12 protein-coding genes are annotated in these 13105 nt (G+C 71.6%); 2 read left to right on the forward strand and 10 right to left on the reverse strand.

What is annotated here, in order from left to right; translation table 11 throughout:
• Positions 1-113 precede the first annotated feature (113 nt).
• Positions 114-584, forward strand: a complete 471-nt coding sequence (locus ACLJPL_RS26095; protein WP_411083377.1) for an SRPBCC family protein — start codon at positions 114-116, stop codon at positions 582-584.
• A gap of 105 nt (positions 585-689) precedes the next feature.
• Here the strand turns inward: ACLJPL_RS26095 and ACLJPL_RS26100 are convergent, their stop codons facing one another.
• The 10 genes from ACLJPL_RS26100 to ACLJPL_RS26145 form a co-directional block, all read right to left on the reverse strand.
• Positions 690-2342, reverse strand: coding sequence for an FAD-dependent oxidoreductase (locus tag ACLJPL_RS26100; protein ID WP_411083378.1), 1653 nt, complete (start codon positions 2340-2342; stop codon positions 690-692).
• Between the two features lie 54 nt (positions 2343-2396).
• Positions 2397-3323: an AurF N-oxygenase family protein gene (locus tag ACLJPL_RS26105; RefSeq protein WP_411083379.1), complete on the reverse strand. Its 927-nt coding sequence runs from the start codon at positions 3321-3323 to the stop codon at positions 2397-2399.
• Between the two features lie 442 nt (positions 3324-3765).
• Positions 3766-4917, reverse strand: a complete 1152-nt coding sequence (locus ACLJPL_RS26110; protein WP_411083380.1) for an AI-2E family transporter — start codon at positions 4915-4917, stop codon at positions 3766-3768.
• Positions 4918-5185: 268 nt separating this feature from the next.
• A complete protein-coding gene (locus ACLJPL_RS26115; RefSeq protein WP_370454205.1) occupies positions 5186-5263 on the reverse strand; it encodes a 50S ribosomal protein bL37 in 78 nt (25 codons plus the stop codon).
• Positions 5264-5401: 138 nt separating this feature from the next.
• On the reverse strand, positions 5402-5815 hold the full coding sequence (locus ACLJPL_RS26120) for a DUF4190 domain-containing protein (RefSeq protein WP_411083381.1): 414 nt from the start codon (positions 5813-5815) through the stop codon (positions 5402-5404).
• 150 nt (positions 5816-5965) lie between these two features.
• Positions 5966-6508: an FABP family protein gene (locus ACLJPL_RS26125; RefSeq protein ID WP_411083382.1), complete on the reverse strand. Its 543-nt coding sequence runs from the start codon at positions 6506-6508 to the stop codon at positions 5966-5968.
• A gap of 234 nt (positions 6509-6742) precedes the next feature.
• On the reverse strand, positions 6743-8458 hold the full coding sequence (locus tag ACLJPL_RS26130; RefSeq protein WP_411083383.1) for an ABC transporter ATP-binding protein: 1716 nt from the start codon (positions 8456-8458) through the stop codon (positions 6743-6745).
• On the reverse strand, positions 8451-10193 hold the full coding sequence (locus ACLJPL_RS26135; RefSeq protein ID WP_411083384.1) for an ABC transporter ATP-binding protein: 1743 nt from the start codon (positions 10191-10193) through the stop codon (positions 8451-8453). The genes ACLJPL_RS26130 and ACLJPL_RS26135 overlap by 8 nt, the downstream gene beginning before the upstream one ends.
• On the reverse strand, positions 10190-11062 hold the full coding sequence (locus ACLJPL_RS26140) for an alpha/beta fold hydrolase (protein ID WP_411083385.1): 873 nt from the start codon (positions 11060-11062) through the stop codon (positions 10190-10192). The genes ACLJPL_RS26135 and ACLJPL_RS26140 overlap by 4 nt, the downstream gene beginning before the upstream one ends.
• Before the next feature lie 8 nt (positions 11063-11070).
• Positions 11071-11868, reverse strand: coding sequence for a siderophore-interacting protein (locus ACLJPL_RS26145; protein ID WP_411083386.1), 798 nt, complete (start codon positions 11866-11868; stop codon positions 11071-11073).
• A 138-nt stretch (positions 11869-12006) separates the two neighbouring features.
• On the opposite strand from ACLJPL_RS26145, the gene ACLJPL_RS26150 reads away from it, so the two are divergent.
• Positions 12007-12996, forward strand: coding sequence for an ABC transporter substrate-binding protein (locus ACLJPL_RS26150; RefSeq protein WP_411083387.1), 990 nt, complete (start codon positions 12007-12009; stop codon positions 12994-12996).
• The last annotated feature ends 109 nt before the right edge of the window (positions 12997-13105 follow it).

The following is a 13105-nucleotide window of genomic DNA, read 5'->3' on the forward strand; positions in this document are numbered from 1 at the left end:
AACTTCGAGTATGCGCCTGATAAAGGTTTTCCGTCAGTCGGCTCCGCGTGGGCGGAAGGAATGCGGGTACTAGGCAGCGCAAGCCGCATCCGAGGGAAAGCAGGTGGTTGTGCATGTCCTCCTCGCTGGTCGAGACCGTCGACATCGAGGCCCCGGTCTCCGTGACCTGGGCGCTGTGGAGCGATGTCACCGAGTGGCCGCGGTTCCTGAGCCACGTCGAGCGGGTCGACCCGCTCGACGAACGGCGTTTCGCCTGGCAGTTGTCTCTGCCGGGTGCGGACAAGAGGTTCGTCGCGGAGCTGACCGAGGTCGTGCCGGAGAACCGCATCGCGTGGAAGACGACCGAAGGGGTCCACCACGCCGGGGTCGTCACCTTCCACCGCCTCGACGACCATTCCAGCCGGGTCGCCCTCCAGATCGAATACGACCCCCAGGGCTTTGTGGAGCACCTCGGCGCGCTGACCAATCTCGATTCGGCGCTGGCCAACTACGACCTGGGGGAATTCCAGAAACTGGCCGAGCTGGTGGCGGCCGAAGGCGGCCCCGAAAGGCTTTCAGGACCTGAAGTCCGGTCAGACCTCTGACGGTCCCCGGTCGCCCTTGACCGCCCTCGAAGCATCTGAAGGCTGGGGCTTCATCAGTCGGTGACTGATGAAGCCCCAGCCTTGTGCGGATACCGCCGCGGTCCCTCAGCTCGGCGTCTTCCAACGACGGCGGCCCTTCGCCGCCGCCACCAGGGCGGGCACCGTGTCGAGTTTGACCCGCGGGCGGCCGTGCTCCCGGCCCCGGGCCACCTCCGCCCGCTCGATGGCGGCCAGCCCCCGGGCGTCCACGACGTCGCGGCCGCGGCTCCGGGCGAGGCGGCGGAACGCCGCCGGTGCGTGGGCCGGCGATGTGAGGGTTCCCGCCACCGCGTCGGCCAGCAGCGTTCCGACGGTCTCGGCCGCGCAGGTGCGGTTGGCTCCGATGCCGCCGGACGGTCCGCGCTTGATCCAGCCGACGACGTACGTCCCCGGCATGCCCGTCACCCGGCCGCCCTCGTGCGGCACGGTCCCGGTCGCCTCGTCGAAGGGGAGGCCCGGCACCGGCAGCCCCCGGTAGCCGACCGCCCGCAGCAACAGGCCCGCCGGGATCTCCTGTTCCCCCGGGCCCGTGGTGACGCGCACCGCCGTGACGCCGTCGTCGCCGAGCACCTCCACCGGGGCGGAGTGGAAGCGGAAGACGATGCGCCGACCGGGCTCCGGCGGACGTGACCAGTCCACCGTCCGGCGGGGCACGTCCCGCAGCAGGGCCGCCTTCTCGCCGGGGCCCGCCGCGTCGATCGCGACGCCGGTCCGGGGGTCGTGGTCGTCGACGAGCAGGTCGACGCCCGGCAGGTGCCCCAGGGCGAGCAGCTCGGACGCGGTGCAGGCCGCGTGCTCGGGGCCGCGCCGCCCGAGCAGGACCACTTCGCGTACGTCCGACTTCCGCAGCGCCGCGAGCGCGTGGTCGGCGATGTCGGTGCCGGCCAGCGCCTCCGGGTCCGTGACGAGGATGCGCGCGACGTCGAGGGCGACGTTGCCGTTGCCGACGACGACCACCCGTTGTGCGGTGAGCGCCACGGACTCGGGCGCGACTTCCGGATGGGCGTTGTACCAGGAGACGAACGAGGTGGCCGACGTGCTGCCGGGCAGGTCCTCGCCGGGGATGCCGAGCCTGCGGTCGGTGGAGGCGCCGACCGCGTAGATCACCGCGTCATGGTGCGCGGCGAGCTCCTGGGCGGTGATGTCCTTGCCGACCTCGACGCCCAGGTGCATCCGCACCCGGGGGTGGGAGTGGAAGCGCGCGAAGGTCTCGCCCACCTTCTTCGTCGCGGGGTGGTCGGGCGCGACTCCGTAACGGACGAGACCGCCCGCCACCGGCAGCCGGTCGACGAGGGTCACCTCGGCGTTGGTGTGCAGGAGCAGGTCCTCGGCGGCGTACATGCCGGCGGGTCCCGTGCCGACGACAGCCACCCGGATCGGGGCGAAGTCGGAGGGCAGGCCGCGTTCGAAGGAGGGCTCGCCCCAGGTGTGGAAGTTCGGCCCGGCGGGGGCGGGTTCGGGCTCCCGGTCGGCGTAGTAGGCCGCGTTGATGGCCGCGTACTCCTTCTGCGCCCCGAAGAGGCTGTCCACCGGGAAGATCGCGTCGACCGGGCAGGCGTCGGCGCAGGCCCCGCAGTCGATGCAGGTCGCCGGGTCGACGTAGAGCATCTCCGTAGCCCCGAACGCCCGCTCCTCGGGGGTCGGGTGGATGCAGTTGACGGGACACACGGCGACGCATGTGGCGTCGCTGCAGCAGGTCTGGGTGATCGCGTAGGTCATCTCGTCGTCTCGGGTCGTGGTCGGGGATCGTCGGCGCGGGTCGTCGGCCCCGGATCAGATCAGCGAGGCGCGCTTGTAGAAGAACAGGGCGGGCTTGGTGAGCAGCCGGGCCGAGGCCAGGAACTCCATCAGTCCTGAACAGCTGGACCGCATCAGCGACTTGTGGTGCTCGTTGACCCTGGCCTCGGACCGGGCCCGCTTGGCGTCCAGGCCCGCGTTCGCGTAGACGTCCCGGTTCACCATGCTGGTGACGATGTAGTACGAGGCGATCGCCACCACGATGGCGTTGAGCTGCCGCCGCACCGCACCCGCGTCGCGCAGCCGCTTACGGGTCTCGTCGCGGGCGAACTTCATGTGCCGCGACTCCTCCACGACATGGATGTTGTTGATGGTGCGCACGAACGGCGCGACCCGCTCGTCCCTCATCCAGTCGCGCTGCATCACGTCGAGGACTTCCTCGGCCACGAGTATCGCCGCGTACGCCGCCTCGCCGAAGGCCAGCGTCTTGAAGGCCCGCCCCAGCTCCACCACGGGCCGGCGCGGCCGGTAGGCCGGCGCGCCGAGCTTCGCCGCGCCCCGGGCGAACATGATCGAGTGGCGGCACTCGTCGGCGACCTCGGTGAGCGCCCACTGGAACCGGGGGTCGGTCGGGTCCTTGGCGTACATGTCGCGCAGCACCATCTGCTGGAGGATCATCTCGAACCAGATGCCGGTGCTGGCGACGGACGCCGCTTCCTGACGGGTGAGCGCCTTGCGCTGCGCGTCGGTCAACTCGCCCCAGTACGCGGTGTTGTACAGCGTGCTCCACTCGGGGCTCGCGCCGTGGTGGTCGAGGTCGAGCGGGGTGTCCCAGTCGACCTGCGTGGCCGGGTCGTACGAGAGTTTGGCGGCCGAGTCGAGCAGTCGTCGGGCGACGTCCTGCTCGGTGAGCCGGTCCCGGTCCTGATCCTGGTCCTCCGGCCGAACGGTGCTGCTTGACATGGTGCGGCTCCTTGACTCGAGAGATCGACCCGGCGCCGCCCGACCCGTGCCCCATCGCGTTCCCGCCCGATGAGATCGCCGGCCCGCGAGCGCCGCCCTCGCTTGTTAGACGCGGTGTCTAGCAAGCTTATTAGACGCAAGGTATAGCAAGAGGGGAGCGTGGGCCTAGACCCGCGCAGCGAATCTGTACGAGCTCTCCACGTCCCGCCGCGCCCGCCACCGCCCGGCGGGCCGGCCGGGGAGCCGGTCGCGGGAAGGCCGGGGGCCGGATGCGGAAAACGGAAACCGGCCCGCCTCGGTGGTGCTGAGGCAGGCCGGTGGGGACGAAATCGCGCGAAGAGGTCAACGCCCCCCGGCGGAAGGCGGGTTACGTCGTCACGCCCGCCGGCGCGGCGGGTGCTGCGGGACGCGGGGGGGCAAGTGCGGTGTGCGGTGTGCGCTGTTACGAGGGGACGGGGGCGGCGACGTCCGGTTCGCCGGAGTCCGGCCCCGGCTCCGGATCCTGTTCGTCCCGCGGTTCCGGCTCCTGCGGCGGGTCGCTGAGCTGCTCGCGTACGTAGTTCCAGATCACCGCGAGCAACGCCGCCACCGGGACCGCGAGGAGGCTGCCCACCACCCCGGCCAGGCTGCCGCCCAGCGTCACCGCCAGCAGGACCACCGCGGCGTGCAGGCCGAGCCCGCGGCTCTGGATGATGGGCTGGAAGACGTTGCCCTCCAACTGCTGCACCGCGATGATGATCGCCAGCACGATCAGCGCGTCCGTCAGCCCGTTCGAGACCAACGCGATGAGGACCGCGACGAAACCGGCGAAGACCGCGCCCACGATCGGCACGAACGCGGAGACGAACGTCAGCACCGCCAGCGGCAGCACCAGGGGCACATCGAGGATCCACAGGCCGATGCCGATGAAGACGGCGTCGAGCAGACCCACGAACGCCTGGGAGCGCACGAACGAACCAAGCGTGTTCCAGCAGCGCTCGGCCACGACGGGGATGTCGGTGGAGAGCCGGCCGGGCAGCTGACGGGTGAGCCACGGCAGGAACCGCGGTCCGTCCTTGAGGAAGAAGAACATCAGGAAGAGGGCGAGGACGGCGGTGATCAGGCCGCTGAATACGGTGCTCACCCCGGTGACCGCTGTGGTGACGACGCTCCCCGCGCTGTTCTCGATGCGGTCGACGGCGGCGTCGAAGGCGCCGGTGATCTGGGCCTCGCTGACGTTCAGCGGCGGCCCGGCGGCCCAGTCGCGCAGCCGGCCGATGCCTTCGACGACACCGTCGGCCAGCTCACCGGACTGGGAGGCGACCGGCACCGCGATCAGCGCGATCGTGCCGGCGCCGACCAGGAGGAACAGCACGGTCACCAGCGCGGCGGCCGGTGCGGGCCGCCATCCCCGGTTGCGCAGGAAGCGGGCCGGCGGCCAGGTCAGGGTGGTGAGCAGAAGACCCACTATGAGCGGCCAGACGATCGGCCACGTCTTGCCCAGCAACCACAGGACGACGGCGGCCATCAGGAGGATCAGCAGCACTTCGACGGAGACGCGCGCCGATGTGCGGAGCGCGGCCGCGGTCTTTTTGGAGCTCAACGTGGCAGACATGGGGTCACCCTATGAGTGTCACGGCCCCGCCCCGGCATCGCGGCGGGATGCCGGGCCCGGCGTCGCCCCTCGGACCGTGCGAGTCGCCCTCCTCGGATCGTGCGAGTCGCCCTCCTCGGACCGTACAAGTCGCCCCCCCTCGGACCGTACGAAGAGACCTCGGACCGTACGAAGACGTCGCGGACCGTACGAAGACGCCGCGCCCGCACGGGAACAGGTTCGAGGGGCGGCACCGTGCGGTGCCGCCCCTCGAACCCCCGGACCGCCCTCAGCTCTGCGGGCGCTTGCCGTGGTTGGCGCCGTTCTTGCGGCGAGCCTTCTTCTTACGACGTCGCTTCGAGGACATCGGCCCCTCCTCTTCCCTCTGCTTCGTTGCCTGCACTTGATCCGCCGGACCGTCCGGTCCGGTGAGGGAGATCACTCCCCGCCCCCTACCGTCACAAACTCGGGCCGCGGTCGCAAACCGCCGCCCCGCCGTTCGGGGTCAGCGGAACAGGCTCTCGCCGAGATCCTCCGCGCACCGGTCCCTGGCGGGCTGGCTGTTCGCCCTCTCCGCGCACCTCTCGTACTCCTTGAACTCCGGGGAGTTGTAGACCGAGACGGCGATGATGAGGACGACGACCGAGCCGATCAGTCCGAGCGCGCCCAGAGCCGCGCCGACGATCGCCATGACCCGGCGCGGGGCCCGGCCCTGGCGGGTGCGGAGCACGGCGACGACACCGAACACCACCGCGAGCACACCGAGGAGGAGCCCTCCGGCGATCGTCCAGAAGAGGAGGCAGGCGACCAGCCCCAGAATCAGCGCGGTGACCGCGAACCCGTTGGACCTGGCCGGTTCCGGGCTGCTGTACTGGGGACGGTCGGCGCTCGGCTCCTGCGGGTAACTGGGTATGGACATCCGGTGCGACACTCCTTCGCGAGAGCTGTCCGGGACGTCTTCCCCGGACAGCCGGAACCATGCCGCCGGTGTGCGGAGCGACGCACAGCGATCCACCGGCTCGACCATCGCGTCGCGCCGCGTCGCATCACGGGGCATGGCGTGGCGTTTCTACAGGGTGCGGCGAAGTTCCGCCGAAAGGTGGTGCTGCAACGGCCGGCCGACCGCCGCGAGGTCGTGGACGTAGGACAGCGTGTCGTCGTCGGTCAGGGTGAAGCGGCGACGGGTGGCGTTGACTTCCTTGGCCGTGGGGGTGAGCGCCACCTCGTGGGTGGCGAGGTCGACGCCGCCGTCGCCGGTCCGGCCGACCAGAATCTCCGCGACGCCGGTGGGCTGGGTGATCAGCGCCTCGATCCGCCCCTCGGGCTGGACCCGCCACCAGCCGCTCTCCCGGGCCGAGGGCCGCAGCGGCGCGCCGTCCGCGTCGAGCAGCCAGGCGCGCGACGCGTAGTGGAGGAAGGGGCGCCCGTCGTGGCTGAACGTGACCTCCTGTGCGTAGGCGAACTCCTCGTCGAGCGTCGGGTATCCGCCGCGCCCCCGGCCCGTCCAGACGCCCAGGAGGCCGAGCACCGGCGCGAGGAGCGGGTGCGGCGCAGGTGTTTCGTCCGGCCGGAGGGCCTCGGGAAAGGGGTGGTGCGGGGCGGGTTCGAACATGGTGTGCGCGCTCCTGGGTCGGGGCCGGGTGCCGGGTGGCAGCCTAGGGGGCCCCGACCGGGAGCCGCGCTTCGGCCGGGCCGGAAGCAGGTGGGTTCCGGGTGAGTCAGGTCAGTGCGCGGGTGAGCAGGGCCGGTTCCGCGTCTGCCCGGTCTGCACGCAGGTGAGCAGGATCGGTTCCGCGTCTGCCCGGTCAGCACGCAGGTGGGCAGGGCCGGTTCCGCGTCTGCCCGGTCAGCTCTGCGTGAGCAGGGCGTTCTCGTCGAGGCGGATGATGCGTCGAAGGCGCTTGATGGTGGCCTCCCGGTGGGCGATGACGATGAGGGTCCGGTCGGCCCGCAGGGTGTCGATCGCGCTCTCCAGGGTCTTGGCCGTCTCGGGGTCGATGTCGGCGGTGGCTTCGTCCAGGACGAGGACGGCCGGATCCAGGAGTGCGGCGCGCACCAGGCCGATCAGCTGGAGTTCACCGGCCGAGAGTCTGCCCGTGCCCCGGCCCAGGTCGGTGTGCAGGCCGTCGTCGAGCGCGCCGATCCAGCGGGTGAGGCCGAGGTGTTCGACGGCCCGGGCGATGGTCTGCTCGTCGGGGTCGCCCGGCACGAGCCGGAGGTTGTCCAGCAGGGTGCCCTCGATCATGTGGACGCGTTGCGGGATCAGGACGATCCGGCGGCGCAGTTCGGCGGGCGGGAGGCTCGTCAGGTCGTGGCCGTCGTAGCGGACGGTTCCGCTGTCGGGGGCGTACAGGCCGGTCATGAGTTTGGCGAGGGTGGTCTTGCCCGAGCCGGTGGGGCCGACGAGCCCTACGCGTTCGCCCGGTTCCACCCGTACGGACAGACCGCGCAGGACCTCGGTGCCGGTCACGTACGCGTAGTGGAGGTCCTCGATGTCGAGCGGGCCGCGTTCGGCGGTGACGGGGCGCGGTTCGTCGTCGGGGGCGGGGCGGGGGGAGGCGAGGGCGGGGCGGGGCGCGGTGGTGGTGAGGAGGTCGAGCAGGCGCGCGAGCCCGACCAGGGAGATCTGCACCTGGCCGACCAGGTTCGACGCCTGGGTGGCCGAGTCGAAGAGCTGGCGGGTGGCGAGGATGAAGACCACGACCGTACCGACGCTGATGGAGCCCCGGGAGGCGAGCCAGCCGCCGACGAGCAGGAGCACGGCGGTCGTCACGCTCTGGACGATGCGGGAGAGGCTGATGAGGAAGAGGCTGCGCTGGCTGCGCCGGGCCGCCCGGTAGCGGCGCTCGTTGTCCGCGAGGAAGCGCTCGCGCCAGAAGCCGATGCCGCCGCCGGTCTGGAGCATCTCGCGGGACTGGACGAGTTCGCGGTAGGTGGTCGCCACGGTGCCGGCCGCGGCCGCTTCGGCGGCGAACGCCGGGTTGGCGGCCTTTTTGAACAGCCGCAGCACACCGACGATGGCGGGCACGAACGCGAGGGCCAGGGCCAGAGTGAGCAGGGGCGAGTAGCTGAGCAGCAGGACGGTGGTGAAGACGAGGTAGCCCGCGACGGTGAGGACGTCGGGGAGCTGGCTGCGGACGAAGTTGGCGAGGTCGGCGATCTCGGTGGTGGTCCGGCGCAGCAGATCCCCGGAGGGGTGGGCTTCGAGGAAGCGGAGCGGCGCCCGGGAGAGCCGGGTGACGGCCAGTTCGCGCAGGGCGCGGACGACGCGTTCGCCGACGGTGGTGAGGAGCAGTTCCGACTGGCGGAAGAGGACCAGTCGGAGGAGCGCCAGTACGGTGAGGGCGGCGACGGCCGTGAACAGGCCCGCGCGGTCCCGTTCCAGGAGCTGGTCGACGCCCGCGCCGATGACGGCGGGCACGGCGACGGTGGCGGCGGTCGCGGCGGCGCTCGCGCCCAGGGCGAGGGCGATCCCGCGCCGTTCGGGGCGCATATGGGGCCAGGCGCGGCGCAGGACGCGGCGCTGGTCGGGGGTCGCGGTCAGGCGCTGGTGTTCAGCCACCGGTGGTCACCCGCTCTTCCGTTACGTCGTCGGCTTCCGGCGTCCGGGCCGGTGTCAGGGCGAGGGTGCGGTCGGCCGCCTCGATGAAGGTGGAGCGGTGGGTGGCGCAGACGACGGCGGTCGTGCCCGACCAGGCGCGGAGCCTTTCCAGCAGGGCGCGTTCGGTGGTGGTGTCGATGGCCGAGGTGATGTCGTCGAGGAGCAGGACGGACGGTCGGCGCAGGACGGCTCGGGCCAGGGCGAGGCGTTGGAGCTGGCCGCCGGAGAGGGTGCTGCCACGTTCCCCCACGAGGGTGTCGAGCCCGTCCGGGGCGGAGTCGAGGTAGCCGTCGAGGGCGGCGGTGTGGCAGGCCCGGCGCAGCTCGTCGTCCGAATAGGGCGCGCCCAGGCGCAGGTTGTCGGCGAGGGTGCCGCTGAGCGTGACGGGACGCTGGGGTACGTAACCGATCCTGGCGTGTACGTCGGCGGCGTCGGCCGACTCCAGCGGGAGGCCGCCCAAGCGTACGACGCCGGTGCTGGGCGGCAGGAGTCCGGCGAGGATCCTCAGCAGGGTGGTCTTGCCGGAGCCGGTGGGGCCGGTCACGGCGATCAGCTCGCCGGGGCGGACGGTGAGGTCGACCGGGGCGAGGATCGCGTGTCCGCCGGAGTGGTGGCTGACGCCCTCGGCGGTGAGTTCGCCGGCGGCGGGCAGGGGTTCGGCTCCCTCGGCGCGGTCCGTGGGCCTCGGCAGCAGGACTTCCTGGAGGCGGCGGGCGGCGGTGGTGGCCTGGCTGAGCTGGCTGACCCGCAGGGTGATGACGCCGACCCACAGGACGAGCATGCTCATCCAGCTGGTGAACGCGACGATGCCGCCCACGGACATGGTGCCGCGCAGCACGGCGACGCCGCCGAGGCCGAGCCCGGCTCCGATGGCGAGGGCGGGCACGAAGGGCGAGAGCGCGGCCCAGTCGGCGGAGACCCGTCCGGTGGCGAGGGTGTGCTCGGTGACCGTGGCGCTGCGCTCGTGGTGCCGTCGCACCAGGGCGGGTTCGCCGCCGAGTCCGCGTACGGCCGCGCTGGCGGAGAGCAGTTCCTCCACCGCGTCGGCGCGGCTGCCATGGGCGGCGGAGAGCCGGGTGTTGGCGGCGCCGAACCGCTTGGGGAACCAGTAGGTGTTGATCCACACCAGGGGCGGGACGCACAGCACGCAGAGCACGGCGAGCAGCGGGTCGAGCCGCATGATGGCGACGATCATGACGGCGAAGCCGGCGATCCCGGTCACGAACGAGGCGAAGCCGGAGAGCCAGCCCCGCACCAGGTCCACGTCGCGGGTGCCGCGCATGCCGAGGTCGCCCTCGCCGAAGCGGGTGAGGGCGGAGGTGTCGAGCCGGGAGACCCGGTCGGCGAGGGCGATGTAGAGGCGGTTGCCCTGGGTGGTGGCGAGCAGGGTGGAGTACCAGCCGAGGAGCATTTCCGCGAGGGCGGCGAGGATGCCCGCCGCCACGATGATCACGGCCCAGCGGAGGAGCGCTGAGCTGTCCTCGCGGACGATCCCCTGGTCGACGGCGCGTTCGATGAACCAGGGCAGGGCGATGAGCGCGAGCTGGTAGACGAGGCCGCCGAGCACGGCGAGGGCGGCGAGGGCGGGACGGTCCCGCAGGCATCCCGTCAGGAGGCGCAGGCCGTCCCTGGTGGTGGGCGCGGCGGGCGCCGGGTCGGCGGGATCCGGCTTCGCGGCTTCCGCGGGGCGGCTCATGCGACACCTCGCCCGGCGTCGAGGGGGCGTTCGGAGCGGACGGGCTCGGCGGGCCGGGCGGGCAGCTCCGCGAAGAAGTCGAGCAGCGCCGCGTTCACCTCGTCGGGGCGTTCCAGATGGCCGAAGTGGCCGGCGCGTTCGATCTCGGTGTAGCGCGCCCCCGGGACGGTGTCGGCGATGTCCCGGCCGGCCGCCGCCGGGATCATGACGTCGTCGGCGAAGCCGATGCACAGGAGCGGGACGTCGAGGGCGGCGAACCGGGGCAGCCGGTCGGTGGGGTCGGCCATGACCTCGTACTGGGCGCGGACGCCGGGTCCGGACTCCCCCCGTGCGTAGGCGAAGACGTCGAGCCAGTCCTGTACGGCCTCGGGGTCGCGCAGGGTGTGGGGCGAGAGGTAGCACAGGGCGGTGAAGACGGCGTGGTGGGAGGCGGGGACGTCGACTTCGCTGTCGGACAGTTCGCGGGCCGCCAGGTTGATGGCGGAGCCGAACGTGTCGGGGCGGGCGCGTCCGGCCATCAGGACGGCCTGGCTGACGAGTTCGGGGCGGGCGAGGAGGAGTTCGCCGACGATGGACGCGCCCATGGAGAAGCCGACGATCCGGCAGGGGGCGAGGGAGAGGTGGTCGATCAGCGCCGCCACGTCGCCCGCCATGGCGTCCAGGGTGACGGGGCCGGCCGGCGCCGCGTCCGGCGGGTAGCCCCGGTTGTCGGGGGCGATGACCCGGTAGCCCGCCGCGAGGAGGGCGGGGGTCTGGTGGGCGCGCCAGGCGCCGCGGCTGGCGCCGGTGCCGTTGACGAGGACGACGGGCTCCCCGTGGCCCGTGTCGTCGTAGAACAGGGTGCTGCCGTTGAGCGTTGCGGAAGGCATGGTGGGGGTCAGACCTCGCTGTCCTGGGTTTCGCCCTTGGTCCAGTAGGCGGTGAGATGGGTGTCGGCGCGGTCGAGGCCGAGGCCGTGGACGAAGTGGTGGCGCAGGGTCCGTACGACGGTGCGCTCCGCGCCGCCCCAGACGCGGCCGCTGCCGGGCGGGAGGGCCAGGGAGAGGGCGTGGTCGCGCAGGAGGTCGCCGTGGTCGCGGTCGTGGCGGTGGAGCCAGGTGACGGTGGCGTCGGCGCGGCTGGGCAGCGGCTGTTCCTCCTCCTGGCCGGCGACCTCGATCACGGCCAGGACCCGGTGCCCGGGCGGGAGTTCCTCGAGGATTGCGCCGATGGCGGGCAGCGCGGTCTCGTCCCCGAGCAGCAGGGTCCAGTCGGTGAGCGGGGTGAGCGGATAGGCCGGGCTGGGCCCGAACCAGATCACCTCGTCGCCCGGCCGGACCCGCTCCGCCCAGCCGGAGGCGAGCTGTCGGGGGCCGTGGAGCACGAAGTCCATGTCCACTTCGCCCAGTTCGGGGCGGTGGCTCCGGATGGTGTAGCGGCGCAGGCGCGGTTGGGCGACGGGCAGCAGGGCTCTGGCCGCCTCGGCCGTGAAGGGACGGGGCAGCTCGACGCCGGGCTCGTAGAAGTACAGGGCGACATGCTGGTCGCTTCCCTGACTGCTGAATACTGACAGTTCGTCACCGTACAGGGTGAGTCGGGCCATTCGGGGCGTGATGCGTCGCACCCTGCGCACGGTGGTGACATAGACGCGCCCCGGCCTGCGGGTTCGGCGCTCATCGGTCGTGGCCCTGCTCATGTTCCGCGGACTCCTCGCTGATGTTCGGTGATCGACTCCCGGAATCCCACCCGGAAGCGATAGGTTAGGCATACCTTACTTCCGGTACCGCTCCGGTGCGGCCGGGAGAACTCTCTGTTCCTGAACGAAGGAGTGAACATGGCACGTTCACGTGTCCTGTCCGGCCCGGTGGAGCGCAGGCGTTTCCTCGGAGGGCTCACGGGGGCCGCGGCGGCCTTAGGTCTGACGGCGTGCGGCGTGAGCGAGTCCGACGGCAAGCCCTCGGGCGACGGGTCCACAGCACCCTCCGGTGCGGCGACCCGCAGCCTGAAGACGGACAACGGGACCGTGCGGGTGCCGGAGAAGCCCGAGCGGGTGGTGGTTCTGGAGAACTACGACGCCTTGATGCTCCTCGATCTCGGACTGGTTCCCGTGGGGGTCCCCGATGGGGCGGCCAACGCGCAACTGCTGCCTCCGGACGTGTACGCACAGCTCAAGAGCGTCGACACCATCGGCGCCTCGGGAACGCCCAACTCCCAGGCTATCGCCGCCCTCAAGCCCGACCTGATCATCGATCAGTTCTACAAGGAGAAGTCGGCTCCGCTCAAGACCATCGCCCCGGTCGCGTACTTCGACTGGCACACCAGCGGGTCGCTCTGGCACCAGCAGATCGCCAAGATCGCCACGGCGGTCAACCGCGAGAGTGAGCTCGCCGCGAAGAAGAAGGAGTACGAGCGGCGGATCTCCGAGGTGAAGACGGCCTACCGCAAGGAGATCGAGACGACGACCTGGGCGCCGCTCAGCGGGGGCCCGAACGGGAAATTCTTCCTCGGGACCCCTCTGGTGACGGTGATGCGCGACGTCGGGCTCCGTATCGGCGCGGGGCTGCCGGAGAAGGAGGCGGGCTTCGTCGCCAAGAGCTACGAGGAGATGGACGTCCTCAAGGACTGCGACGCGCTGATCTACTCGGTGCAGTACGACGGCAAGGCGACCCCCACGACCCAGCAGTTGCTGGACCACAAACTGTGGAAGGGCGTACCCGCCGTCAAGGCCGGGCGCGCCTTCCCCTCCAAGCACTTCGTGATGGCCAACTACAGCTTCGCCATCAGCACGGTCGACGAGATCGAGGCCATGCTCAAGAAGATGTAGGGGTGGCACGCGGGACGATCCCCGCCCGCGCCGTGCGGCGCGGGCGGGGTGTGCGGGACCGAGGGGGATCCGGCCGGGGCCGGGTCCCCCTCCCGCGCTGTGCCGCCGG

This window comes from Streptomyces sp. cmx-18-6, from assembly GCF_046548915.1.
Taxonomy (GTDB): domain Bacteria; phylum Actinomycetota; class Actinomycetes; order Streptomycetales; family Streptomycetaceae; genus Streptomyces.